Source organism: Streptomyces sioyaensis (assembly GCF_004122735.1).
Lineage (GTDB): Bacteria > Actinomycetota > Actinomycetes > Streptomycetales > Streptomycetaceae > Streptomyces > Streptomyces sioyaensis.
This window is the reverse complement of sequence record NZ_SDIF01000003.1, coordinates 34,838-59,371: the sequence shown is the minus strand read 5'-3', so window position 1 is coordinate 59,371 and position 24,534 is coordinate 34,838. Positions and strand designations below refer to the sequence as shown.

General features: G+C 72.5%; 25 protein-coding genes. 10 read left to right on the top strand and 15 right to left on the bottom strand.

The genetic code is table 11. From position 1 onward, the window contains the following. Nucleotides 1-54: 54 nt before the first annotated feature. The 6 genes from EST54_RS01760 to EST54_RS01735 all read left to right on the top strand — a co-directional run bounded on the left by EST54_RS01760 (nt 55) and on the right by EST54_RS01735 (nt 7,183). Complete coding sequence (locus tag EST54_RS01760) at nt 55-318, top strand: hypothetical protein (protein ID WP_129244238.1); 264 nt, start codon at nt 55-57, stop codon at nt 316-318. 169 nt (nt 319-487) lie between these two features. Next, on the top strand, nt 488-1,012 hold the full coding sequence (locus tag EST54_RS01755) for a PadR family transcriptional regulator (protein ID WP_129244237.1): 525 nt from the start codon (nt 488-490) through the stop codon (nt 1,010-1,012). Further along, nucleotides 1,009-1,698 carry an ABC transporter ATP-binding protein gene (locus tag EST54_RS01750; protein WP_129244235.1) on the top strand — a complete coding sequence of 230 codons (690 nt, stop codon included), beginning with the start codon at nt 1,009-1,011 and terminating at the stop codon, nt 1,696-1,698. Before EST54_RS01755 ends, EST54_RS01750 begins: the two co-directional genes overlap by 4 nt. Continuing rightward, nucleotides 1,695-4,115, top strand: a complete 2,421-nt coding sequence (locus tag EST54_RS01745) for an FtsX-like permease family protein (protein WP_129244233.1) — start codon at nt 1,695-1,697, stop codon at nt 4,113-4,115. Before EST54_RS01750 ends, EST54_RS01745 begins: the two co-directional genes overlap by 4 nt. Nucleotides 4,116-4,123: 8 nt before the next feature. Beyond that, a complete protein-coding gene (locus EST54_RS01740) occupies nt 4,124-6,526 on the top strand; it encodes an FtsX-like permease family protein (protein WP_129244231.1) in 2,403 nt (800 codons plus the stop codon). Between the two features lie 57 nt (nt 6,527-6,583). Further along, complete coding sequence (locus EST54_RS01735) at nt 6,584-7,183, top strand: dihydrofolate reductase family protein (protein WP_129244229.1); 600 nt, start codon at nt 6,584-6,586, stop codon at nt 7,181-7,183. A 12-nt stretch (nt 7,184-7,195) separates the two neighbouring features. Here EST54_RS01735 and EST54_RS01730 read toward each other — a convergent pair whose 3' ends face one another. After that, a complete protein-coding gene (locus EST54_RS01730; protein WP_129244227.1) occupies nt 7,196-8,155 on the bottom strand; it encodes a hydrogen peroxide-inducible genes activator in 960 nt (319 codons plus the stop codon). Between the two features lie 132 nt (nt 8,156-8,287). Between EST54_RS01730 and EST54_RS01725 the strand changes: the two genes are divergently transcribed. After that, a complete protein-coding gene (locus EST54_RS01725) occupies nt 8,288-8,842 on the top strand; it encodes a peroxiredoxin (protein WP_006603399.1) in 555 nt (184 codons plus the stop codon). Nucleotides 8,843-8,874: 32 nt separating this feature from the next. After that, nucleotides 8,875-9,408, top strand: a complete 534-nt coding sequence (locus tag EST54_RS01720; protein WP_129244225.1) for an alkyl hydroperoxide reductase — start codon at nt 8,875-8,877, stop codon at nt 9,406-9,408. A 79-nt stretch (nt 9,409-9,487) separates the two neighbouring features. Here the strand turns inward: EST54_RS01720 and EST54_RS01715 are convergent, their stop codons facing one another. From EST54_RS01715 to EST54_RS01700, 4 genes are all read right to left on the bottom strand, one after another. Next, nucleotides 9,488-11,026, bottom strand: coding sequence for an AI-2E family transporter (locus tag EST54_RS01715; protein WP_239012749.1), 1,539 nt, complete (start codon nt 11,024-11,026; stop codon nt 9,488-9,490). 126 nt (nt 11,027-11,152) lie between these two features. Next, the gene (locus tag EST54_RS01710) at nt 11,153-11,857 is read right to left on the bottom strand and encodes an aggregation-promoting factor C-terminal-like domain-containing protein (protein ID WP_129244223.1); all 705 of its coding nucleotides are present in this window, start codon (nt 11,855-11,857) and stop codon (nt 11,153-11,155) included. A 404-nt stretch (nt 11,858-12,261) separates the two neighbouring features. Continuing rightward, nucleotides 12,262-13,584 carry a PhoH family protein gene (locus EST54_RS01705; RefSeq protein WP_129244221.1) on the bottom strand — a complete coding sequence of 441 codons (1,323 nt, stop codon included), beginning with the start codon at nt 13,582-13,584 and terminating at the stop codon, nt 12,262-12,264. A gap of 604 nt (nt 13,585-14,188) precedes the next feature. Next, the gene (locus tag EST54_RS01700) at nt 14,189-14,968 is read right to left on the bottom strand and encodes an isoprenyl transferase (RefSeq protein WP_129244364.1); all 780 of its coding nucleotides are present in this window, start codon (nt 14,966-14,968) and stop codon (nt 14,189-14,191) included. Nucleotides 14,969-15,108: 140 nt separating this feature from the next. Here EST54_RS01700 and mgrA point away from each other — a divergent pair, with 140 nt between their 5' ends. After that, nucleotides 15,109-16,140 (top strand): L-glyceraldehyde 3-phosphate reductase, encoded by a 1,032-nt coding sequence (mgrA, locus tag EST54_RS01695; protein ID WP_129244219.1) that lies wholly within the window; start codon nt 15,109-15,111, stop codon nt 16,138-16,140. Nucleotides 16,141-16,393: 253 nt separating this feature from the next. Here the strand turns inward: mgrA and EST54_RS01690 are convergent, their stop codons facing one another. Further along, entirely contained in the window at nt 16,394-17,122 is a 729-nt protein-coding gene (locus EST54_RS01690; protein ID WP_239013085.1) for a prepilin peptidase, read from the bottom strand. A 71-nt stretch (nt 17,123-17,193) separates the two neighbouring features. On the opposite strand from EST54_RS01690, the gene EST54_RS01685 reads away from it, so the two are divergent. Then, the gene (locus EST54_RS01685; RefSeq protein ID WP_129244216.1) at nt 17,194-17,547 is read left to right on the top strand and encodes a DUF192 domain-containing protein; all 354 of its coding nucleotides are present in this window, start codon (nt 17,194-17,196) and stop codon (nt 17,545-17,547) included. Nucleotides 17,548-17,642: 95 nt separating this feature from the next. On the opposite strand, the gene EST54_RS01680 is transcribed toward EST54_RS01685, so the two are convergent. The 9 genes from EST54_RS01680 to EST54_RS01645 all read right to left on the bottom strand — a co-directional run bounded on the left by EST54_RS01680 (nt 17,643) and on the right by EST54_RS01645 (nt 24,534). Continuing rightward, entirely contained in the window at nt 17,643-18,272 is a 630-nt protein-coding gene (locus EST54_RS01680; protein ID WP_129244214.1) for an OmpA family protein, read from the bottom strand. Between the two features lie 10 nt (nt 18,273-18,282). Continuing rightward, nucleotides 18,283-18,873, bottom strand: a complete 591-nt coding sequence (locus EST54_RS01675; protein WP_129244212.1) for a hypothetical protein — start codon at nt 18,871-18,873, stop codon at nt 18,283-18,285. 68 nt (nt 18,874-18,941) lie between these two features. Then, nucleotides 18,942-19,652 carry a pilus assembly protein TadG-related protein gene (locus tag EST54_RS01670; protein ID WP_129244210.1) on the bottom strand — a complete coding sequence of 237 codons (711 nt, stop codon included), beginning with the start codon at nt 19,650-19,652 and terminating at the stop codon, nt 18,942-18,944. A 20-nt stretch (nt 19,653-19,672) separates the two neighbouring features. Next, nucleotides 19,673-19,837, bottom strand: coding sequence for a hypothetical protein (locus tag EST54_RS34505; protein ID WP_006603411.1), 165 nt, complete (start codon nt 19,835-19,837; stop codon nt 19,673-19,675). 603 nt (nt 19,838-20,440) lie between these two features. After that, nucleotides 20,441-21,334, bottom strand: coding sequence for a DUF5936 domain-containing protein (locus EST54_RS01665; protein WP_129244208.1), 894 nt, complete (start codon nt 21,332-21,334; stop codon nt 20,441-20,443). A gap of 8 nt (nt 21,335-21,342) precedes the next feature. Then, nucleotides 21,343-22,281 carry a type II secretion system F family protein gene (locus EST54_RS01660; RefSeq protein ID WP_129244206.1) on the bottom strand — a complete coding sequence of 313 codons (939 nt, stop codon included), beginning with the start codon at nt 22,279-22,281 and terminating at the stop codon, nt 21,343-21,345. A 47-nt stretch (nt 22,282-22,328) separates the two neighbouring features. Continuing rightward, nucleotides 22,329-23,669 carry a CpaF family protein gene (locus EST54_RS01655; RefSeq protein WP_129244204.1) on the bottom strand — a complete coding sequence of 447 codons (1,341 nt, stop codon included), beginning with the start codon at nt 23,667-23,669 and terminating at the stop codon, nt 22,329-22,331. Beyond that, nucleotides 23,666-24,154 carry a TadE/TadG family type IV pilus assembly protein gene (locus tag EST54_RS01650; protein ID WP_129244201.1) on the bottom strand — a complete coding sequence of 163 codons (489 nt, stop codon included), beginning with the start codon at nt 24,152-24,154 and terminating at the stop codon, nt 23,666-23,668. The genes EST54_RS01655 and EST54_RS01650 overlap by 4 nt, the downstream gene beginning before the upstream one ends. Further along, complete coding sequence (locus EST54_RS01645; protein WP_129244199.1) at nt 24,151-24,534, bottom strand: TadE/TadG family type IV pilus assembly protein; 384 nt, start codon at nt 24,532-24,534, stop codon at nt 24,151-24,153. The genes EST54_RS01650 and EST54_RS01645 overlap by 4 nt, the downstream gene beginning before the upstream one ends.

Genomic DNA, 24,534 nt, shown 5'->3' with positions numbered 1-24,534 from the left:
CGCCGTACGGTGCCCGCCGGGCGCATGCGAGGCCGAGCGAAACGAGGCTTGGGCATGAGCACCCCCACCCCCGAGGAGTCCGGCGCCGGGAGCGAGCCGGCTCCCGCGCGCCGGCCGCAGCAGCGCAAGCAGGTGCTGCTGCGGCTGGACCCGCTGATCCATGACGCGCTGACGCGCTGGGCCGGCGACGAACTGCGCAGCGCCAACGCGCAGATCGAGTTCCTGCTGCGCAAGGCGCTGTCGGACGCGGGGCGGCTGCCCCGGGGAGCGGGGGCGATCCCGCGGCGGGGGCGTCCACCCAAGGAGCCGGGGGACTGAGCGCCGCCGGTCCGTCGCTGGCGACGCCGGAGCAGCGCCGCGTGAGCGCCGCCGGTCCGCCGGTGACGACGCCGGAGCGGCCGGGCGAGGGCCGGCGGCCGCGGGCCCGGCCGACCTCTATACAACGCACGTATACACCAGCGACACACCTCCGAGTAAGGTGGTCGGCATGTCAATTGGTCATACGCTGCTGGGTCTCCTGGAGTCCGGCCCCCGCCACGGCTACGACCTCAAGCGAGCCTTCGACGCGCACTTCGGCCAGGACCGCCCGCTCCACTACGGGCAGGTCTACTCCACGATGTCGCGGCTGCTGAAGAACGGCCTGGTCGAGGTGGACGCGGTGGAGGCCGGCGCGGGGCCGGAGCGCAAGCGGTACGCGATCACGGACGCCGGGATCACCGATGTCGCCCAGTGGCTGGCCCGCCCGGAGAAGCCCGAGCCCTACCTCCAGTCGACGCTCTTCACCAAGGTCGTCCTGGCACTGCTGACCGGGCGCGACGCCGCCGAACTCCTGGACACCCAGCGCGCCGAGCACCTGCGGCTGATGCGCGGACTGACCGAGCGCAAGCGCACCGGCGACCTCGCCGACCAGCTGATCTGCGACCACGCGCTGTTCCACCTCGAAGCCGATCTGCGCTGGCTGGAGGTGACCGCCGCCCGGCTGGACAAGCTCGCTGAGGCGGTCCGCGTATGACGCCCGAGGGCTCCCTCCTCGCGGCGGAGGGGCTCTGCAAGACCTACGGGGCCACGCCGGCGCTCGACGGCGTGGAGTTCTCCGTCCACCCCGGCGAGGTCGTCGCCGTCATGGGCCCCTCCGGCTCCGGCAAATCGACCCTGCTGCACTGTCTCGCCGGGATCGTCCGCCCGGACGCCGGCACCGTCCGCTACGGCCCGCACGAGCTGACCGCGCTCAGCGACGCCCGGCGCAGCGCCCTGCGCCGCACCGACTTCGGCTTCGTCTTCCAATTCGGCCAGCTGGTACCGGAGTTGACCGGCCTGGAGAACGTCGCGCTGCCGCTGCGGCTGAACGGCACCCGGCGCAAGGAGGCCGAGCGGCAGGCCCGCGAGTGGCTGGAGCGGCTGGAGGTGGACGGGGCGGCGGCCCAGCGGCCCGGTGAGATATCCGGCGGCCAGGGCCAGCGGATCGCGGTCGCCCGCGCGCTCGTCACCGGCCCGCGGGTCATCTTCGCGGACGAGCCCACCGGCGCCCTGGACTCGCTCAACGGCGAACGCGTCCTCGGCCTGCTGACCGGCGCCGCCCGGGACACCAACGCCGCGGTCGTCCTGGTCACCCACGAGGCCCGGGTCGCCGCCTACTCCGACCGGGAGATCGTGGTCCGCGACGGCACAGTGAAGGACATCCTGGCGGGCTTGCGATGAGCCTGCTGCGCCCGCGCGCCACCGCAGCCGGCGGGCGCACCGGCGGCCGTGACCGCCCCGCACCCACCGTGCCCGGCGCACCTCCCACCGGCCGCGCCGCCTGGGCCCGTGACCTCGTGATGGGGATACGGTTCGCGGCCGGCAGCGGCCGCGAGGGCTGGATCCGTACGGCGCTGACGGCCACCGGTGTCGCCCTGGGCGTCGCCGTCCTGCTGCTCGGGGCGTCCGTGCCGGGCGTGCTGGACACCCTGCACGGCCGGGAGAAGGCCCGCGAGAACCTGGGCCAGGCCCACCCGCCGCGCGCCGCCGACGACACCCTGCGCTACGCCTCGGCGGACACCGTCTTCCACGGCGCCCCGATCCGCGGCCGGCTGGTGCGCCCGGACGGCGCGCATCCCCCCGTACCGCCCGGCGTCGACCGGCTCCCCGGCCCCGGCCGGATGCTGGTCTCCCCGGCGCTGAAAAAGCTGCTGGACTCCCCCCGGGCCGGCCTGCTGCGCCAGCGGCTGGACTACCGGGTGGCCGGCACCATCGGCGACGCCGGCCTGCTCGGCCCCGGCGAACTCACCTACGTCGCCCAGCCCGTCACCCTCGCCGCGGCCGACGGCTACCGCATCGACCACTTCGGCAAGGACTGGAACCCGCCGCCGATGCGGGCGCCCACCGTGCTCCTGGTGATCATGACGTGTGTGGCGCTGCTGACGCCGGTGATGGTCTTCATCGGCACCTCCGTACGGTTCGGCAACGAGCGCCGGGAACGCCGGCTGGCCGCGATCCGGCTGGTCGGCGCCGATGTCCGCACCACCCGCCGGATCGCCGCCGGTGAGGTGCTGTTCGGTTCGCTGCTGGGGCTGGTGGCGGGCGGGGCGCTGTTCCTCGCCGGCCGGCAGCTCGCCCCGGTGGTCACGCTGTGGGACGTCAACGTCTTCCCCTCGGACGTGGCGCCCGGTCCGCTCGCCGCGGCGCTGATCGCCGTGCTGGTGCCGGCGGCGGCGGTCCTGGTGACGCTGTTCGCCCAGCGCGGCGTCACCGTCGAGCCGCTGGGCGTCGTCCGCCACCGCCCGCCGGTGCGCCGCCGGCTGTGGTGGCGGGTGGCGCTGCCGGCCGTGGGCGCCCTGGTGCTGGTGCCGCTGAGCCGGGAACGGCCGTGGACCGACACCCCGTTGCACACCCTCGGCCTCGCGACCGGGGCGATGCTGCTGTTGTTGGGGGTCACCACGCTGCTGCCCTGGCTGGTGCAGGCGGTGGTCGGCCGGCTGCACCGCGGCCCGGTCTCCTGGCAACTCGCCATCCGCCGCCTCCAGTTGAGCAGCGGCTCGGCCACCCGCGCGGTCAGCGGGATCACCGTCGCGGTGGCCGGCGCCATCGCGATCCACATGCTGATGACCGGGATGCAGGCCAGCTACACCCGGGCGTACGCGGAGTCCGGCAAGGAGCCGCGGATCAGCCTGTGGGCCAACTCTAAGGACTGGCCGCAGACCCAGCGGGCGCTCACCGCGCTGCGCGCCACCCCGGGGGTGACCGCGGCCCGCGGCACGGTCGACGCCCTGGTCGGCCCGCTGCCCCACCCGCCCGGGCGCCCGGAGGACGCCGCCCGCACGACGGTCACCGTCGGCAGCTGCGCCGAACTGCGCAGCCTGGCCCGTCTGGACTCCTGCCACGACGGCTCCGTGTTCGTCACCACCACCCGCCGCGAGGGCGCCGTCGCGCCCGGTGCGACCCTCGACCTGAACCCGCCGAGGGACGCGTACGAGGCGGTGCGGCCGCACCCCTGGACGGTCCCCCGCACCGCCCGCACGGTCCCGCTGCTCGCGCACCGGCCCAGCCCCGACCGTGTCGTCTACGACCTGCTGGTCACCCCGTCCGCGCTCGACGTGGGCAGGCTCAACGGCCCCACCACGGAGCTCAAGGTCGTCTTCGACCGCGGCACCCCGGACGCGGTGGAGCACATCCGCAACACCGCCGCCCGCATCGACCCGACGATGAACGAGGTCTCCGCGGTCGACAATCCGCATGACGCGCAGTACGCCAGCGTCCTCGACGGGCTGTTCGCGGGCGCCGTCGTGACGCTGCTGCTGATCGGCTCGGGCCTGATCATCTCCACCGTCGAGCAGCTCCACGAGCGCCGCCGGCTGCTGTCCACCCTCGATGCCCACGGCACCCGCCGGGCCACCCTGGGCTGGTCGGTGCTGTGGCAGACCGCCGTCCCGGTCGTCCTCGGGCTGGGCCTGGCGCTGGGCACCGGGCTGGCGCTGGGCGCGCTGGTGCTGACGATGATCGACAGCGCGGTGACGGTGAACTGGCCGGTGGTGGCCGCGATCACCGGCATCGGCGGCGCGGTGATCCTCTTCGTGACGGCGCTGAGCCTGCCACCGCTGTGGCGGATGATGCGCCCCGACGGGCTGCGGACGGAGTGAGCCCCGCGATGTCCGGCCGGTCCCGTCCGGCGCCCGACCGGGGCCACACCGCCCGCCGTTGGTGTGCCGACCTCGCCATGGGCGCCCGGTTCGCCGTCACCGGCGGCCGCGAGGGCTGGATCCGTACGGCCCTGACCGCGCTCGGCGTCGGCCTGGGCGTCGCCGTACTGCTGCTGGCGGCCTCCGTCCCGCACCTGCTGAACGGCGCGCAGGAGCGGCACCGGGCGCGGTCCGTCGTCCCCGCCGCGCAAGGGGCCGGCCCCTCGGACCGGTCGCTGCTGACCGCCCCGGCCGACACCGCCTTCCGCGATCGGCCGGTGCAGGGCCGGATCGTCATGGCCGAAGGACCGCATGCGCCGGTCCCGCCGGGCCTGTCGCGGCTGCCGGGCCCCGGTGAACTGGCCGTCTCCCCCGCCCTCGGGGACCTGCTCCGCTCGCCCGCGGGCAGGCTGCTCAAGGACCGCTTCCCGCATCTGCGGATCACCGCCACGATCCGCGACGAGGGCCTCACCCACCCCGGCGAACTCGTCTTCTACGAGGGCAGCGACGCCCTGCGGCGGCCCGACTTCGGGGTCGAGCGGATCACCGCGTTCGGCGACCGGGGGGAGCCGTTCCGGCCCGGTGCGCCGACGGTGCTGCTCCTGCTGGTGAGCTGTGTCGCGCTGCTCGTCCCCGTCGCCGTGTTCCTCGCGACCGCGGTGCGGTTCGGCGGGGAGCGCCGCGACCGGCGGCTGGCCGCGCTGCGGCTGGTGGGCGCCGACCGGGCCACGACCCGGCGGATCGCCGCGGGCGAGGCGCTGGCCGGTGCGCTGTTCGGGCTGCTCACCGGCGCCGCCGTCTTCCTGGCCGGCCGGGTCCCGCTCGCCGGGATCTCCCTCTTCGACCTCGGCGTCTTCCCCTCCGACGTGGTCCCCGACGCGCGGGTGACCGCCCTCGTGGTGCCGGCCGTGCTGCTGTGCGCGGTCGGCAGCGCGCTGTTCACCATGCGGCGGGTCACCGTGGAGCCGCTGGGCGTCACCCGCACCGCCCGCCCGCCGCGCCGCCGGCTGTGGTGGCGGCTGCTGCTGCCGGCCGCCGGGGTGGCGCTGCTGCTGCCGCGGGCGATCGGCGGGCCGGGCTCCGGCGATGCCGCGAGCGTCCGGTTGATCCTCGGCACGGCGCTGTTGCTGCTGGGGGTGGCGGCCGTGCTGCCCTGGCTGCTGGACGCCGTGGTGGCCCGGCCGGCCGCCACGGGAGGCGGCAGCCAGTCGTGGCATCTTGCGGTGCGGCGGCTCCAGTTGAGCAGCACCGCGGCCGCCCGCTCGGTCAGCGGGATCACCGTGGCGGTGGCCGGTGCGATCGCCGTGCAGATGCTGCTGACCGGCTCCTTGAGCCTGCCCGACGCGGGGCAGACCACCACCGCCGCCTGGACCGAGGTGGACGCCTACGACGGCGCGGTGCCCACCGCCCGTGCCGGGCAGATGTCCTCCCTGCTGCGCGCCGCCCCGGGCGTCCGTACGGCGCACGCACTGGTCGCCGGCCATGCCGCCCCCGCCCGCCGGCAACCGGCCCCCGACCCTGCGGCCGCCGGCGAGGGCGAGGCCCCCCAGCCGTACCCGGTGACCGTCGCCGACTGCGCCACCCTGCGCCAACTGGCCCCGGTCGGCGCCTGTTCCGCCGGGGACGTCTTCCTCGCCGCGGGCCCGGACGGCGCCGCCCCCCGCCCCGGCGAACGGCTGGTGCTCGACCCGGTCGGCAGCCGCGGCGACCACCGGGTGCCCGCCCGCTGGACCGTCCCGCGCACCGCCCGCCGCACCACGGCCTGGCCCGAGCGCCCGGTGCCCGGCCGCGACGGCCGCGGTCTGCTCGCCACCCCCGAGGCGCTGCCCCCCGCGCTGCTGGCACACGCCGACCTCACCTGCCTGCTGCGGCTCGATCCGCACACCCCCGACGCGATCGAATACGTCCGCAACACGGCCGCCCGGATCACCCCGCGGGCCGTCGTGTTCCGCTCCGGCCCGCCCGGCCCCGACGAGGCCGCCGGCCTGGTCAGCCGTGGCCTGACCGCCTGCGCCACCGCCGTGCTGCTGCTGATCGGCTGCGGGCTGCTGCTCACCGTCCTGGAGCAACTCCGCGAACGCGCCCGCCTGTTGTCCGCCCTGGACGCCCTCGGCACCCCGCGCGCCCTGCTGGCCCGCTCGGTGCTGTGGCAGACGGCCGTTCCGGTGGTCACGGGCCTGCCCCTGGCGGTCGGCTGGGGGCTGGCCCTCGGCACGCTACTGGTCCGCATCGCCGGCCGGCCGCCGCGGCCCGACTGGTGGAGCATCCTCGCCCTCACCGGCACCGCGGCCGCCGTCGTCCTGGGCGTCACCGCGCTCTGTCTGCCGTTGCTGTGGCGCCTGATGCGCCCGGATGGGCTGCGTACGGAGTGAAACTGCGAGATCATTTCGCCACCGCAGTGCCAACCAACTGCCCCAGGGGGACACTTCATGCGCAGGCTCGTCTACTGCATCGCGTCCACACTCGACGGCTTCATCGCCGGGCCCGACGGTGCGGACCCCACCGGCCCGGACGGCTTCTGGCAGGTCCCCGAGGACTACCTGGGGCACCTGGCCGCCGAGCTCCCGGAGATCCTGCCCGTCCACGCCCGGTCGGCGCTCGGCATCGCCGCGGACAACATCCGCTTCGACACCGTCCTGGAGGGCCGGCGCACCTATGAGATCGGCCTCAAGGCCGGCCTCACCGACGCCTACCCTCATCTGCGGCACCTCGTCTTCTCCCGGACCATGACGCAGAGCCCCGACCCGGCGGTGGAGCTGGTGGCCACCGACCCGGTGGCGACGGTCCGGGAACTCAAGGCCACGCCCGGCAAGGACATCTGGCTGCTGGGCGGCAGCGAACTCGCCGGTGCGCTCTACCCGGAGATCGACCAGCTGCTCCTCAAGCTGAGCCCGCTCACCCTGGGCCACGGCATCCCGCTCTTCTCCCCCGGCACCACCTTCGACCCGCGTACCTGGGAGCTGACCGAGCACACCCTCCTGCAGAGCGGCGCGGCCTTCCTGACGTACACCCGTCCCGCGGCGGCGTGAGGAGCGGGGCGCTCAGTCCCCGGCTATCCGCACCGGCAGGCCGCGCAGCGCGCCCCGCAGCGCGCCGGCGAACTCCTCGAACTCCTCCTGGCGTGCCGCGCCGGTCCGCATGGCCAGCGCGATGGTCCGCGACGGCGCCGGGTCCGCGAAGTACCCGGTGGTGAGCTGGTCGTTGCGGCCGGTCTCGACCCGGAGCGCGGTGCGCGGCAGCAGGGTCACCCCGAGGCCGCCGGCCACCAGCTGCACCAGGGTGGACAGGCCCGCCGCACTGGTCGTCACGGGGGTGTTCTCGTCCCGTCCGGCCTCCCGGCAGATGTCCAGGGCCTGATCGCGCAGACAGTGGCCCTCGTCGAGCAGCAGCAGATCCAGCTCCTGGAGGGCCTGGCGCGGGATGTCGCCGCGGCCGCCGAGCCAGTGCTCCTTGGGGGCCACCAGGACGAAGTCCTCGTCGAACAGGGGGAGTTCGGTGACCTGGGGCACCCCGAGGGGCACGGCGAGCAGCAGCAGGTCGAGCCGGCCCTGGGCCAGGCCCTCCAGGAGGGAGGCGGTCTGCTCCTCGTGCACCTGGAGGTCCAGCGCGGGATAGGTGTCATGGACCAGCCGCAGCACGGCCGGCAGCAGATACGGGGCGACGGTCGGGATGACGCCGAGCCGCAGCACCCCCGTGAACGGCGCGCGGGCCGCCTCCGCCTCCTCCAGCAGATCCCCGACGGCCTCCAGGACCGTACGGGCCCGCGCGGCCACCCGCTCCCCCGCGGGCGACAACAGCACCTTGCGCGTCGTACGCTCCAGCAGCTGCACGCCGAGGGTCTCCTCCAGCGCGGAGACCGCCCCGGACAGCGCGGGCTGGCTCATCCCGATCTCGGCCGCCGCCTCGCGGAAATGCAGATGCTCGGCCACCGCCGCGAACGCCCGCAGCTGGGCCAGGCTGGGCTGGCGGGGCCGGCCGCCCTGACTCGCCGGTGACGCCACTGATAACCACCTCCGATCAACATCAACCAGTCTAGCTATTTCACTGATCAATGCCTCCTGTGGCACTGTGAGACCCGTCCAAGCCTCAAGGAAAGCCCCCAAAAGGGACTTTCTGCGCAACAAGGAGAGTACGTGCTCACTGTCGGTGACAAGTTCCCCGAGTTCGACCTGACCGCCTGCGTCTCGCTGGAGAAGGGCCAGGAGTTCGAGCAGATCAACCACAAGACCTACGAGGGCAAGTGGAAGATCGTCTTTGCGTGGCCCAAGGACTTCACCTTCGTGTGCCCCACCGAGATCGCCGCGTTCGGCAAGCTGAACGACGAGTTCGCCGACCGTGACGCCCAGGTCCTCGGCTTCTCCGGCGACTCCGAGTTCGTGCACCACGCCTGGCGCAAGGACCACCCGGACCTGACCGACCTGCCCTTCCCGATGCTCGCCGACTCCAAGCACGAGCTCATGCGCGACCTGGGCATCGAGGGCGAGGACGGCTTCGCGCAGCGCGCCGTCTTCATCGTCGACCAGAACAACGAGATCCAGTTCACCATGGTGACCGCCGGCTCCGTGGGCCGTAACCCCAAGGAGGTCCTGCGGGTCCTCGACGCCCTGCAGACCGACGAGCTGTGCCCCTGCAACTGGTCCAAGGGCGAGGACACCCTCGACCCGGTCGCGCTGCTCTCGGGCGAGTGACTCTCCACCAGCGAACTGGAGGCTGATCTGACATGGCTCTCGACGAGCTGAAGTCCGCCGTACCGGACTACGCCAAGGACCTCAAGCTGAACCTCGGTTCGGTCATCGGCAACAGCGACCTGCCGCAGCAGCAGCTGTGGGGCACCGTCCTGGCCTGCGCGATCGCCTCGCGCTCGCCGAAGGTGCTGCGCGAGCTGGAGCCGGAGGCCAAGGCCAACCTCTCCGCCGAGGCGTACACCGCCGCCAAGTCGGCGGCCGCCATCATGGCGATGAACAACGTCTTCTACCGGACCCGGCACCTGCTGTCGGACCCGGAGTACGGCACCCTGCGGGCCGGGCTGCGGATGAACGTCATCGGCAACCCGGGCGTGGACAAGGTCGACTTCGAGCTGTGGTCGCTGGCCGTCTCGGCCATCAACGGCTGCGGCATGTGCCTGGACTCGCACGAGCAGGTGCTGCGCAAGGCCGGTGTGGACCGCGAGACGATCCAGGAGGCCGTGAAGATCGCGTCCGTCCTGCAGGCCGTCGGCGCCACCCTGGACGCCGAGGCCGCGCTCGCCGAGTAACTCCGCCGCGCGCGACACACGCAGCACAGAACCCCGCAGACGTCAGGTCTGCGGGGTTCTGTGCTGCGCGCGCGGCGGGCTACTCCCGCCCCTCCGGGGACGGTTGCGGCGCCGGGGGCGGGGTCGGTGCGAGGGCGAGCGCGGTGGCACCGCGCGGGGCCACCGACATCCGCAGCGCCTGCTCCCTGGAGTAGGAACGGAGGTAGCCGACCGCCGTATTGGTGACCGCCACCAGCGGGACGGCGACGACCGCACCGCCGATACCCGCGATCAGCCCGCCCGCGGCGACCGAGAGGATCACCGCGAGCGGATGGACCCGCACCGCCCGGCCCAGGATGAACGGCTGGAGGACATGGCCCTCGATCTGCTGCACGGCCAGCACGACCGCCAGCACCATCAGCGCCGTGAACACCCCGTTGGCCACCAGGGCGATCACACACGCCAGCGCCCCCGACACCACCGCACCGACCAGCGGGATGAAGGCGAACAGGAAGATGAAGACGGCGAGCGGAACGGCCAGCGGCACATTGAGGAAATACAGCCCGATGCCGATGAAAATGGCGTCGATCAGGGCGACCACGACCGTGCCGCGCACGTAGGCGGTCAGCGTCCGCCAGGCCCGCGGCCCGGCGCCCGCCACGCCCTCCCGTGCCGCGCTCGGGACCAGCTTGAGCAGCCAGTTCCAGATCCGGCGGCCGTCGTAGAGCAGGAAGAGCGTGGTGAACATCGCCAGCAGGATGCCGGTGAAGACCTCCAGGACGACGGTGACGCCCTCCAGGCCGACCGAGGTGATCGCCTCGGTGTTGGCGCCGATCGCGTCCTGGAGGTTCTTGGCGATGTGGTTGATCTGAGACTCGGTCACATGGAACGGGCTCTTCAGCAGCCAGCCCTTGAGCTCGGTGATGCCCTCCTGGATGCGGCTGGACACCGAGTCGATGTTGTCCTGGACCTGCCAGACCACGAACCATCCGACCAGGCCCATCACGACGAACCCGCCGATGAAGGTCAGCGCGGTGGCCGGCCCGCGCGGCAGCCCGCGCCGGCGCAGCCACCCCACCGTGGGCTGCAGCAGTGCGGTGATCAGCGTCGCCGCGATGAAGGCCAGCACGACCAGTTCGATGGTGGTGATGACCCGGGCGAGCACCCAGAGCGTGGCGGCCAGCACCAGCAGCCGCCAGCCCGCCTCGGCGGCGACCCGTACGCCCCACGGCACCGCGTCGACCGGATCGGGGCGCGCCGCGACGGCCGGGGCATAGGCGGGCGGCGGGGGAACCGTATCCGGCGGTGCGGGCCGGTCGGCGGACGGCGCGAGCTCGGCCGCGGGGTGCGGCACCCCGTCCGTCGCTTCCGGCAGCTGGGTACGGGGAACGGTGAGCGTGCCCAGCGCGCCCTCGCGCGCCGGACCTCCGTCTGCCGGACCGTCGGCCGCGGGGGCGTCCGCGTGCCCGGCACGCCTCAGCTCTTCCGGGTCGTCGGCCTCCCCCGAGGAGTCCGACAAGCTCCCTCCAGGGGGGACCCCCATCGCGGCTTCGGCGAGCCGGCGCTGCTGCTCCAGCCGCTGCGAGAGCCGCGTCAGACCGGCGCCGAGGCCACCGACCCACTGAGGCAATCTGGACATGTGCCTTCCTCTTCCCCTCCCGCACGCCACAACTTGACGGGCACGACGTTACCCGCGCCGGACGCACGAAACCCCCGACGCTGCCGCGTTCGGGGGTTTCGGAGGTGCGAAGGTAGGCCGGCCGGTCTAGTACCAGCTGTTGGCCTGCCAGAACGACCAGGCGCCACAGGGGCTGCCGTAGCGGTCGTTCATGTAGTTCAGGCCCCACTTGATCTGGGTGGCCGGGTTCGTCTGCCAGTCGGAGCCGGCCGACGACATCTTGGAGCCGGGCAGCGCCTGGACCAGACCGTAGGCGCCCGAGCCGGCGTTGGTGGCCTTGTAGTTCCAGCCGGACTCGTGGTCCACGATGTTGCTGAAGCACTGGAACTGGTCGCCGGCCATCATCTGGCGCGCGATGGCCTGCGTCTCGGCAATGGTGTACGAGCTCTTGCCGACCAGGTCGCCCAGGTCCCCGCGGGAGGAGGAGCGGGACGCGGCCAGCTCCTTCTTCTTGCGGGCGTCGGCGTCCTTCTTGGCCTTCGCCTCGTCCGCGGCGTCCTTCTTGCTCTTCGCGGTCTCAGCGGCTGCCTTGCGAGCCGACTCCTGCGCAGACTTGAGGGCTGCCGCATCCGCCTGGGTGGACTGGTCGTCCGCCTGCTGCGTCAGGGAAGCCGTCTGCACCTGTGCCTGAGCGCCTGCGGGGATGTCGGCGATCGTCGCGTCGGCAGCGGTCGCCTCGGTGTTGCCGACCGAGGGCGCCTCGTTGCCTGCAGCGACGCCGACCACGGCGCCGACGGTGGTGACCGCGGTGGCGGATGCCACGGCGAATCCCCGGACCGAGATCCGGCTCACACGTTTTCCTTCCAGCATCGCCCGCATAGGTGACCTCGCGGACGCAATCGTGCCCCTGGCGCTGGTCTCCCCTTGTTCCGGACCCGGTTGAGCGGGTGGGACCGGCTGGTCACGGGAGGCACTGGCCCGGTACGTCCCCCTCGGGGTCCGCGTGGTGCTCGGGCGGCATACGGCGACGCGCTATGAAGTTCGATCGTTCTACACCGCTGGGGGTGTTGGGTGCCGTATGCGGGGCCTGACAGGACCCAGACTCTGCCCGAACGGCACGCCGGGAATCAATTCCCCGCTGGGTGTGAAAGCTCACACCTCGTTTACCGTCAAGTATTTTCGGATAACCGCGCACAGCACGGCGCCGCCCGGCTAAGCTCCTTCGCTTTGCCGGGCGGCGCCGTGTCCACAACGGGTCAGATCCTGCCGTCCTCCAGCATTTCGGTCACCAGCGCCGCGATCGGCGAGCGCTCCGAGCGGTTCAGCGTGACGTGGGCGAACAGCGGATGCCCCTTCAGCTTCTCCACCACGGCCACCACGCCGTCGTACCGCCCGACCCGGAGGTTGTCGCGCTGGGCGACGTCATGGGTCAGCACCACCCGGGAGTTGGCGCCGATACGGGACAGAACCGTCAAAAGGACGTTCCGTTCCAGTGACTGGGCCTCGTCCACGATGACGAACGCGTCGTGCAGCGACCGCCCCCGGATGTGGGTCAGCGGCAGCACCTCCAACATGCCGCGCCCCACCACCTCTTCGATGACGTCCTTGGTGGTCACCGCGGACAGCGTGTCGAAGACGGCCTGGGCCCAGGGGCTCATCTTCTCCGCTTCGCTGCCCGGCAGATAGCCCAGCTCCTGCCCGCCGACGGCGTACAGCGGGCGGAACACCATCACCTTGCGGTGCTGCCGGCGCTCCAATACGGCCTCCAGGCCCGCACACAGCGCCAGCGCCGACTTGCCCGTACCGGCCCGCCCGCCCATCGAGACGATCCCGACGTCCGGGTCGAGCAGCAGGTCCAGCGCGATCCGCTGCTCGGCACTGCGGCCGTGGATGCCGAAGGCCTCCCGGTCGCCCCGCACCAGCCGGATCCCGCCGTCGGAGGTGACCCGCCCGAGCGCCTTGCCGCGCTCGGACTGCAGCACAAGTCCGGTATGCACCGGCAGTTCGGACACTTCCGGCACCTGGGCGGTCTCGGCGGCGAACAGCTCGTCGACCTGTTCCGCGGAGAGGGTCAGTTCGGCCATCCCCGTCCAGCCGGAGTCGGTGATCGCCAGCTCGGCGCGGTACTCCTCGGCCAGCAGCCCGACCGAGGACGCCTTGATGCGCAGCGGCAGATCCTTGGAGACGACCGTGACGTCGTACCCCTCGGCCTGGAGATTGCGCGCCACCGCGAGGATCCGCGAGTCGTTGTCGCCGAGCCGGAAGCCCGCGGGCAGGATCCCCGGGTCGGAGTGGTTCAGCTCGACCCGGAGCGTCCCGCCCAGGTCCCCGATGGGGATGGGCGCGTCCAGCCTCCCGAACTGCACCCGGTACTCGTCCAGCAGACGCAGCGCCTGCCGCGCGAAGTAGCCGAGCTCCGGATGGTGTCTCTTGGCTTCCAGTTCCGTGACAACGACGACCGGCAGCACGACCTCGTGCTCGTCGAAGCGGGACATGGCGCCTGGATCCGCCAGCAGGACACTGGTGTCGAGGACGTAGGTGCGCCGGTCGTTGTCACGGCGCTGTTTGCTGTTCACCACGGTGGGACGAACCCCCTCGGATGAGGTCGGGGTGCGACGGCGTCGCGGGGCGGTGTGCTCCTGGGGCGACCGCGCCGCCAGCTACCGCTGGGCGGCGTCCCCAGGACCCCCGGCCATCTCGTGACCGGACCGGGCTCGGACCACCTTGCGCGGGCCGAGCGCCGGCCCTCCGCGTCGACCGTGCGGTGCGCACGGACCTCCGTGATGTGCAAAGGGCCTCCCGGGCGGACGACTCCATGCCGTCCACTGAGATGCGGCGCCCGATGGCTTGTTCCGGACGCCGACCTGGAAGGGATATTCCCTCGAACGCCCGCAGCCATGCCACGGCATATGACGCACGGCCGGTGAACCTTTGGTGACACCTGCCCACCGGGGTGGCCGGCGCACGAATGCGGCCACGTCAGGGGAATGCCATGTCAGAAGGGGCCCCGCCGGGGGTTCGTGGGACCGGCGGGGCGGGGGACGTCCTACGGATATAGCGGGACGTAAGGGTCATACGGGACGAAAGTGAGAGAGGACTCGAACGGCCCAGTCCGCGCTCCCGTCAGCCAGGTACCGGAACGGCGCACCCAGGGCCTCCCGGCCCTGCCCCATCGGACCGGCCCTAGAAGCCGTAGCGCCGGTGCCGGGCCGCGTAGTCGCGCAGCGCGCGCAGGAAGTCGACCTTCCGGAACGCCGGCCAGAAGACTTCGCAGAAGTAGTACTCCGAATGGGCGCTCTGCCACAGCATGAAGCCCGACAGCCGCTGCTCACCGCTGGTGCGGATGACCAGGTCCGGGTCGGGCTGGCCGCGGGTGTAGAGGTGCTCGGAGATCAGGTCGATGTCGACGATCTCGGCGAGCTGCTCGAAGGAGGTACCGCGCGCGGCGTGTTCCAGCAGCAGTGAGCGCACCGCGTCGGCGATCTCCTGCCGGCCGCCGTAGCCGACCGCGACGTTCACCAGCACGCCCTTGTTGTCGGCGGTGGCCTGCTCGGACTCCTTGAGCACCCGCTGGGTGGCGGTGGGCAGCAGATCGCGGTTGCCGACGTGGTGCACCCGCCAGCGGCCGTCGGCGGCCAGCCCGCGGACGGTGTTCTCGATGATGCCCAGCAGCGGCTTCAGCTCGGCCTCGGGCCGGTCGAGATTGTCCGTCGACAGCAGCCAGAGCGTGACGACCTCGACATCGGTCTCCTCGCACCAGCCGAGCAGCTCACTGATCTTGTCCGCGCCCGCCTGGTGGCCCTGCTCGGTGGTCCGGCCGTCGGCCCGCGCCCAGCGCCGGTTGCCGTCCAGAATGACGCCGATGTGCTTGGGCACCTGGGTGTGATCCAGGCGACCCTCCACCCTGCGCGCATACAACCGATAGACCAGTTTGCGCAGTGCGGGCGGATAAGGGATGCGCATCCCGGAAGATCGCAGCATGTGTGGTCCAACCCCTCCGTACCAATGGCGGTCACCCCCGTCGCCTCAAGGGAGCAACTTTACTTCTCGGCTGTCTCGGCAGCCCAATCAGGTGGTCACAAGTACGTGATAGGGAGATGAGCATGACTGGCACCAACTATCACGCGGCGGAATCCCGCTACGACTCGATGAACTACCGTCGAACGGGTCGCAGCGGACTCAAACTCCCCGCTATCTCCCTTGGACTCTGGCACAACTTCGGTGACGACCGCACCCTGAGCTCCCAGCGCGCCATCCTGCGCCGCGCCTTCGACCTGGGCGTCACCCACTTCGATCTGGCCAACAACTACGGTCCGCCGCCCGGGTCCGCGGAGCTGAACTTCGGGAAGATCTTCGCGCAGGACTTCCGCCGCTACCGCGACGAGATGATTCTCTCGACGAAGGCCGGATATCTGATGCATCCGGGTCCCTACGGCGAATGGGGTTCGCGGAAATATCTCCTCTCGTCGCTGGATGCGTCGCTGCGGCGGATGGGCGTCGATTACGTCGATATCTTCTACTCGCACCGCTTCGATCCCGACACTCCGCTGGAAGAGACGATGGGTGCGCTGGCGTCCGCCGTCCAGCAGGGCAAGGCGCTCTATGCCGGTATCTCCTCGTACAACGCCGAGCAGACCCGTGAGGCGGCCGGAATCCTGCGCTCCATGGGCGTACCGCCGCTGATCCACCAGCCCTCGTACTCGATGATCAACCGCTGGACCGAGGACGACCTGCTGCTGGACACCCTCGAAGCCGAGGGCATGGGCTGCATCTCCTTTGCGCCACTGGCGCAGGGCCTGCTGACGGACACCTATCTGCACGGCATCCCCGAGGGCTCGCGCGCCTCCCAGGGCAAGTCCCTGGACCCGGGCCTGCTCTCCGACGACGTGGTCCGCCGGCTCCGCGGCCTGAACGACATCGCCGCCCGCCGCGGCCAGTCGCTGGCCCAGCTCGCCCTGGGCTGGGTGCTGCGCGACGAGCGGATGACCTCCGCGCTGATCGGTGCCAGCAGCGTCGCCCAGCTGGAGGCCAATATCGCGGCCCTGGACGCGCCGCGGATCACGGACGCCGAGCTGGCCGAGATCGACGAGTTCGCCAGGACGACGGACGGCGTGAACATCTGGGCCCGGCGCTAGCGCCCCCCCTCGGCCCGTGCACCACGGGCTCCGCGCGCCGCCTGTCGGCTGCGGCCTGCCCGGGCAACAAAAAGCGGGCCGGTCCGTGGGGGGGATACGGACCGGCCCGAGGGGGGGCTTCCACCATAACCCCGCGGGCGGGGTGCTGTGTGCACCGGCGCGCGCCGCGGCGTGGCTCGCGGGTGTGCGGGCGTACGGACCCGATCCTCCCGTGCGCGGGTGCCGGCGGCGCCCCGGCGCGGGTGCGGCGCGGTCAGGCGGCGGTCGCGGCGGCCCCCAGAAGCAGTCCGCAGAACGCCCCGAAGATCATGAAAGGTCCGAGCGGCATGGCCGTGTCCCGCGCGCCGCGCCGGAAGAGCAGCAGCCCGGCGCCGTAGAGCGCCCCGCTCAGCACCCCGGCCGCACCGCCGGCGACCAGGGTGCGCCAGCCGTACCACCCAAGGGCGACGCCCAGCCCGACCGCCAGCTTGACGTCCCCCAGCCCGATCCCCCGGGGATTGACGGCATAGAGCAGGAGGTAGCAGGCGCCGAGCAGCAGACCGCCCAGCAGCGCCCGCCGCCAGGCCCCGGTCTCTCCCGTGAGCCGGGCCGCGAGCCCCAGCGCCCCCGCGGCCACCACGGCCAGCGGCATTGTCAGCACGTCCGGGAGGCGCCGCACCCGCCGGTCGACGGCGGTCAGCAGCACCGCGAGCGGCGCCATCAGCAGCCAGGCGACGAGTTCCGGCCGTGGTCCGGTGGCCGCCGCCAGGGCCGCACACGCCAGCGCGGTGACCGTCGCCGTCGGCAGCACGCCCGGCCCGTACGCCCCGCAGTCCCGGCAGTGCCCGCGCCCCAGCCAGCCCCGGGCCGGCCCCGTGATCGCGTGCCCTTCGGGACAGACCGCCCGCCACTCCTCCTCGGGCTCGACGGCCATCCGGTGGGCCGGCCGCGGGAGGAGCAGCCCGGCCGCGGCCCCGTAGGCGGCGGCGAGAACGATCAACATCAGTGCCACGGGCCGACCTTAGATCTTTTCGGGCCGGGCCCCGGGGCGCAGGACCTGATAGAACGCTGTGCATGGCGCGCTGGAAGAACGGTCCGGGAATGCTGGTGGGCGCACAGGGGGGCATTCCGGTGGAGATCGCGGCCTCCTACCGCGCCCGTGCCCGCGGTCTGCTGGGCCGCGACGGCATCGAGGGGGCGCTGCTGCTGACCCCGGCGAGCGGGGTGCACACCTTCCGGATGCGGTTTGCGATCGATGTCGCCTATCTGAGCCGGGACTTCACCGTGCTGGCCGTCCGCACCATGCGCCCGGGCCGGCTGGGCCGCCCCCGGCTCCGTGCCCGGCACGTCCTGGAGGCGGAGGCCGGTGCGATGGCGCGCTGGGGCCTGCGGCCCGGACTCCGGCTCGGCGTCGAGCCCGCCGGCTGAGCGCACCGGCGCGGACACCGCCGCCGGCCGCCGCCGTGCACCGGCGGCCCGGAGCCCAGGGCTTGTCCGGCCCTGACCCATCGGGCCGGCCCCCGTCATGACGCGCGCGGGAAGCTGACCTCGACCCGGCGGTTCTTCTTGCGGCCTTCCTCGGTGGTGTTGTCGGCGATGGGGTACTGCTCGCCGTAGCCGCGGATCTGGAAGCCGACGGACGGGCCGAGGTCCTTGGCCAACTCCTCCTGCACCGCCGTGGCACGCCGCTTGGACAGCACCAGGCCGTGGCTCGCCGAGCCGAGATTGTCGGTGAAGCCGAACACCCGCAGGCTGGTGGCGTGTTGCTTCTTGATCTCCGCGGCGATGGTTTCGATCCGGGACACCGCGTCCGAGGACAGGTCGGCGCTGTCCTTGTCGAAGAGGACCTCGGCCTGCAGCGCGAAGGTCACGTTGTCGTTGGTGTCCTGGCGGCGCTCGGAGCCGTCGTCGCTCTCGACGATGGACTTGATGTTGAGGACCTTGGACGGGGCGAGCTTGGCGCCCTGGACCATCCGCAGATCGGGGTCGGTGGGGTCGATGTGCACGGGCGGGGCGGAGTCCTCGGTCACGCCCGGCGGGTCGGCCTGGGCGGCGGGCGCGGTCAGCGGCGTGACCAGCAGCAGCGCGACGGCGGCTGCGGTGACGGCGCCGCGCGGCGCTCGGCGGCGTCGGGGCATCTGGGTCGCGGTCATCGGTGCCCGCTCAGTCCGTGATCTGCACACTGGCGGGCGGCATGGTCGGCAGCTGGAAGTCGACCTCGGTGACCTTGGCGGGAGGCGCCGGGAACTGCGCGAAGATCGGGCGGCTGGCGCCCGGCATCAGACCGCTGAGGCCGGTGGTGCACAGGCATTCGCCATTGGTGTCGCGCAGCACCAGATACCGTTTCTTGCCCGCCTTGTCGACGAGGGTGGCCCCGGAGATCGAGGAGCGGGAGCGCAGCTCGGTCTCGTTGGAGCGCCAGTTGATGGCGTTGAAGGGGCGGTTGCCGTGATTGGCGACCGTGCCGTTGACGGTGACGAAGCCGCCGGAGTCCCGGACCACGGAGTGCAGCGTGACCACCACGCCGTCCGGCCCCTTCATCTCACCGATCACCTTGTCGGAGTCGGCGGCCGGGCTGCCGGGGCCGCCGTCCTTGGGGGCGGAGCTGCGGGCCGGCGGCTTGTCGCCGTCCGTCGCCTTCGCACCGCCGCCGTCGTCGCCACCACCGCAGCCGGCCACGACGAGAGCCAGGCCGACAGCGGCGGCCAAGACGACCGCTCCTCTGGCGGCCTTCGTGGTGCGCCGAATGCTCATGGATGCGATTCCTTTGATCGTCGTCTGGTCGTTTCGTGGCTCGGTGGTGACGTGCGGGTGCGGGCCGGTCAATGGGCGAGGCGTACGGAGAAGAGGTCGGCGGCTTCCGGGAGGTCCTTGAGGTGGTCGGGGTCGAGGGTCCAGCGCTTGCCGTCGCAGAGCAGCTCGACGGGGGCGTGCCCGGGGCCGCCCTTGCCCTTGCCGCCCTTGTCGTCCGTGCCCCCTTCGCCGTCCGTGCCGCCTCCGCCTCCCGGACCGCCGCCGTCGTCCGCGGGCGTGGCGAGGGTGCAGCGGGGGCCGACGACGGACGTCGCCTTGGACTCCGCATGGGTGCTGCGGGTCATCGGAATGACCGAATTCCCCACGGCCTTGCGGGTGGTGACCGTGACGGCGAACGAGGTGGGCCAGGAGTCCGGGACACAGCCGGGGCCGGAGAGATCGGCGCCGTTGCGTCCGGCGAACCAGTCCGCGCTGTCGCAGGCGGCCGGGGACGGGGCGCCGCGCCCGTTCAGCAGGTCCTTCCAGGCGGCCGGGTCGGTCGCGTAACTCCCGTCGCGGAGGCCGTCGAGCAGACTCTTGGTCAGCAGGTCACGGTATTTCTGACCGGCGGCGAGCGCGGCCGCGTCGGCGGCGGTCTGCGCACCGTTACGGCTGGCCGCCGCCTGTCCGACGGCGAAGAAGGCGAGCGCGAGAAAGAGCAGGCCCCCGACCACGACGATGTAGACGGGAAAGGCCTGCCCGGCGTCGCGCCGGCCGCGGCGGGTGAGGGGAGCCGTCACGGCGGTGGCGCCGGCGCGGCTTAAATGCCGACGACGTCGGAAATCTTGTTGGCGATGGCGTTCGCGATCTGGCTGCCGAAGTCCGTGGTCGACAGGACCAGGACGATCGCGACCACCACCGCGATGATGCCGAGGTACTCGATCGAGGTCTGTCCCCGGTCGTTCCCCAAAAACCGCTTCGCCATCGTGTTCCCCTCCATGGGCGGCCGGACCGCTCTGGTCCGGCTGGTCTGCCCCCGTGGTGCCGGCGCGTTCGGGCACGCGCGTGACACCAGAAAAGTACGCCGGAACCGCGTTCCCGGAACAGGGCTTCCGTACCCCGTCCTCGCTCGGGGATGCGGCGGGCGGATCCAACGGCACATTTTGGCCACTCGATTGCACCCCGTCCACCCCCGTTCCCCCTCCGGGACACCGCCCGTTGCCCTGCCCATGTGGGCTGCCCATGTGGACCGTACGGCCCGATCGCACCATAGTGCGCGCGCAACCGTAAGCCCACCCACTGTGACACAACTCGTTGCTGGTGCGAAGGAGTTGAGGAGAAGCGAGGCGGGAACCACACTCATCCGGCCGGGCGCGGGGCCGGGCGGCGGCCCAGCCGCCCCGGAGTGCGCCCCGGCGCAGCACGGCGCACACCAGCGGCGCGGCGAGTCGGGCGGCCGGCGCCGCCCACGCGGAGATGTGCATCCGCAAGGACGGCCCGATGGAGCGGCGGGCGCCGAAGGCCTCACGGCAGAGGAGGGCCGCGCCGAGGAGCGCCGACGGGGCCCGGGCCCCGGTCCGGCCCGCGGTCACTTCCCCACCAGTGAGCCGAAGTTGGTGCCCGAGCCCAGGAAGAAGCCCGCGATGAGCAGGATCATCGTGGCCGGGACCATGAAGGTGGTGACGACCATGGTGGCCTTGGGGACCGCGCGGGCGGCCCGGCGCCGGGCGTTCTGGGCGTCGGTGCGGCGCATGTCGTTGGCGATCTGGATCAGGGTGTCGACGATCGGCGAGCCCAGCTCCTCGCCCTGCTGGAGCGCGGTGACGAACTGGGCGACCTGTTCGGAGTCGTTGCGTTTGCGCAGTTCCTCGAAGGCCGCACGGCGGCTGACGCCCATGTCCATCTGGCGCAGCGTGATCCGGAGTTCATCGGCCCACGGGCCCTCGTAGCGCTCGGCGACCCGGTCCAGGGCCTGACGGAAGCTCAGGCCGGCGCTGACCACGACGGCCAGCACGTCCAGAAAGTCCGGAAGAGTGCGTTCGATGGTGTCCCGGCGCTGCCGGATCGCGGACCAGATGCCGACCTCGGTCCAGAAGAGACCGAAGAGCACCATCAGGATCCCCAGCAGCGGCTGACCGCGCAGGAACATCACCAGCGCGCCGAAGAAGCCGAGGGCCCCGTAGACGGCGCGGCGGGCCGCATAGCGGTCGACGGTCAGTCCGCCCGGATTGCCCGCCAGATCGATCCGGCGGCGGATCCGGGCGGTGCGCCGGTCGCCCATCAGCCGCAGCACCAGGGGGGCCCAGCGCATCCCGGCGCGGTCCACCGCCGACCCGACGACCGTGGTGCGGGTGGCGCCGACCTCCAGGGACAGCGCCAGGTCGGGCGGCAGCCGGGCCTCCCGGCGGTAGAGCGCGACACCGCAGCAGACACCCACGACGGAGAGGGCGAAGGCGAGGCCCAGCAGGATTCCGATTCCCATGGCGATACCTAGACGTCGATCTTGGAGAGGCGGCGGATGAAGAAGAAGCCGAGGCCGTAGAGGGCGAAGGCCACCACGACCGCGAGCTGGCCGACGAAGGAGGAGGTCATCCGGTCGATGGCACCGGGCGCGATCCGGTTCATCAGCAGCAGGGTGCCGATGCCGAGCAGCGGCACGACGTAGGCGGTGACCACGACCTGGGAGAGCTGGGTGCGGACCTCACGGCGGGTCTCCTTGCGCTCCTCCAGGGTCGTGGTGAGGTTGCGCAGCGAGCCGACGACGGTGCCGCCGGCCCGGTTGGAGAGCACCAGGGTGGTGACCAGGACGACGAGTTCGCGGGAGGGGAGGCGTTCGGCCAGCTCGCCGAGCGCCTCGTCGATGGAGTGGCCGACGGCGAGCTTGTCGGAGACCTTGGCCAGCTCCTCGCCGGCCGGCGCCTCCAGCTCCTCGGCGGCCATGCCCAGCGCCGTACGCAGCGCCAGCCCGGCCTGGGTGGCGTTGGCGAGGATCCGGGAGAGTTCGGGCAGCTGGTTGATGAACTTCTCGATGCGCTTCTGCCGCTGCCAGTTGAGGAAGGCGAAGGCCGCCCAGACGGCGACCAGGGCGGCGATCGGGCCGAAGAAGGGGGCGAGGGTGGCCTGCGCGACCGCCCAGAGGACGGCCACCGCGGCGAGCATGGCGACGAAGAACTCGCCGGGGGTGACGTCCAGGCCGGTGGCGGCCAGCCGCAGTTCGAGGCGGCGGCCGAAGCGGGTGGCGCGCAGGGTGCGGTCGACGGACGGGAAGCGGCGGCGGCGTCCGCCCGTCGGCAGCGCCCGCTCGTCGGCGAGCCGGTCGACGACGGCCTGCCGCTGGGCGCGCCCGGCCGCGTACGTCCGGACGCCGGCGATCGCCAGCAGCCCGCACAGCAGCGTGGCCCCGATGGCGAGCAGGGCGAGGGGGTTCATGGAGGCCGCGGTCGGCCCCCCGGCGGCAGTGGTCGGGGCCCAGCCGGTCATGAGGTGGCCTTCCGGGTGGCGAGTTGGTCGTCGGTGGCCGCCACGCCGAAGGCGGGCGGGGTGGGTTCGCTCGCCATGAAGAGGCGCTCGGCGACCCGGCGCGGAAGCGGGAAGTAGCGGAACCGGCCGTGCACGATGCGGTCCGCGCCCATCGGTTCGGCGTCGAAGCGGCAGACCGACGCGATGCGGTAGTCCTCGTGGCCGCGGGAGTCGAGCAGGGCGATCTCGCTGATCCGGCGGGAGCCGTCGGCGTGCCGGGAGAGCTGGACGATGCAGTCGACGGCGCTGTTGATCTGGTCCCGCAGCGCCTCGAAGGGGATCTTGACGTCCGACATGGAGGCCAGGGTCTGCAGCCGCATCAGGGCGTCCTCGGCGCTGTTGGCGTGGACGGTGGCGAGCGAGCCGTCGTGGCCGGTGGACATCGCCTGGAGCATGTCGAGGGTCTCGCCGCCGCGCACCTCGCCGACGATGATGCGGTCGGGGCGCATCCGCAGGGAGTTGCGGACCAGGTCGCGGATGGTGATCCGGCCCTTCCCCTCCACGTTGGGCGGCCGGGACTCCAGGCGGATCACATGCGACTGCTGGAGCTGGAGTTCGGCGGCGTCCTCGACGGTGATGATCCGCTCGCCGTCGGGGATCAGGCCGGAGAGGGCGTTGAGGAGCGTGGTCTTGCCCGCGCCCGTGGCCCCGGAGACCACCACGTTGAACTTGGCCCGCACCAGCCCCGCCAGCAGCATCAGCATCTGCTCGTCGAGGGTGCCCATACCGATGAGCTCGGCGAGGGTGTAGGCGCGGGGGAAGCGGCGGATGGTGAGGGTGGCGCCGTTCAGGGCGAGCGGCGGGATGATGACATTGACGCGTTCGCCGGACGGCAGCCGGGCGTCGACCATCGGATTCGACTCGTCGACCCGGCGGTTGACGGTGGAGACGATCCGCTCGATGGTCTGCATCAGCTGCTCGTGCGAGGCGAAGCGGACGGGCAGCAGCTCGACCCGGCCGGAGCGCTCGACGTAGACCTGGTCCGGGCCGTTGACCATGATCTCGGTGATCGAGGCGTCTTCGAGGAGCGGCTCCAGCACCCCGAGGCCGAGCGCCTCGTCGACCACCCGGCGGATGAGCTGGGCGCGTTCGGCGGTGGAGAGCACCGGGCCCTCGCGGCTGATGATGTGGCCCAGTACGCGCTCCAGCCGCGAGCGGCGCTCGGCCGCGGCCAGCGAGGACATCTCGGCGAGGTCGATCTCCTCCAGCAGCTTGGCGCGGTAGAGGGCCACCATATGGCTGTCCTCGCGCGCCTCACCGGCCGGTTCGGGTGCGACGATCCGGGCTTTCAGGCTCATCGCGGGGCTGCTCCTTCGTACGTGTCCGGGGCGGCCCGAAGGCCGAGGGCGCCGGGTTCCTGCGAACGGGGCATGGTGGCGCTGCGGCGGGCGGTGCCGAAGTCGTCGATGCCGGGGATGATCGAGGGGATGGTGACCCGCACCGTCGCGCGGACCGCGCCGCCGCCGTCGCCGCCCACGGTGATCCCCGCCTTGACCCAGTCGCTCATCGCGGCCCGGCCGGCGGCCCGCGGGTCGGCCGGGTGGTCGGCCTCGTCCATCGAGGCGGTACGGGCCGCGGCGCGGGCCCCCGTACCGGCCTGCTGGACGACGAACGCCGCCAGCCCGAGCTGGACCACGGCCAGCCCGACGACCAGCAGGATCGGCAGGAAGCCGAGGAATTCGAGGGAGACCTGGCCCCGGTCGCGGCCGGGACCGCGGAGCCGGGCGGGGCCACGGAGCCGGGCTGAGCCACGGAGCCGGGCGGGCAGACGTACGGCGCTCACCTGGGGACCTCCTGCGCGGCGCCGGCCGAGCCCTCGGCCGGCCACGGGAAGCTGCCCGCGCCGGGGAAGAGCACCGGGACCGTGACGTGGACCGTCGCCTTCCACACGCCTCCCGCGGCACCGCAGGAGATGGTGGCACCGCCCCGCCAGGAGCTGGGCAGTTCGTGCGCGGCGGCGGCACGGCAGGCGCCGGCGCCGCCGCCCTCGGTTGCGGTGCCGGCCCGCGCGCCCCGGTCGGCGGAGTGGGCGGCGAGCGTATACGCGTAGCCGACCAGCACCAGCTGCCACAGCAGCGCGAGGACCAGCAGGATCAGCGGGAGCATGCCGAGGAACTCCACGGAGACCTGCCCCCGGTCGTCGCCGCCCAGCGGGCGCCGCAC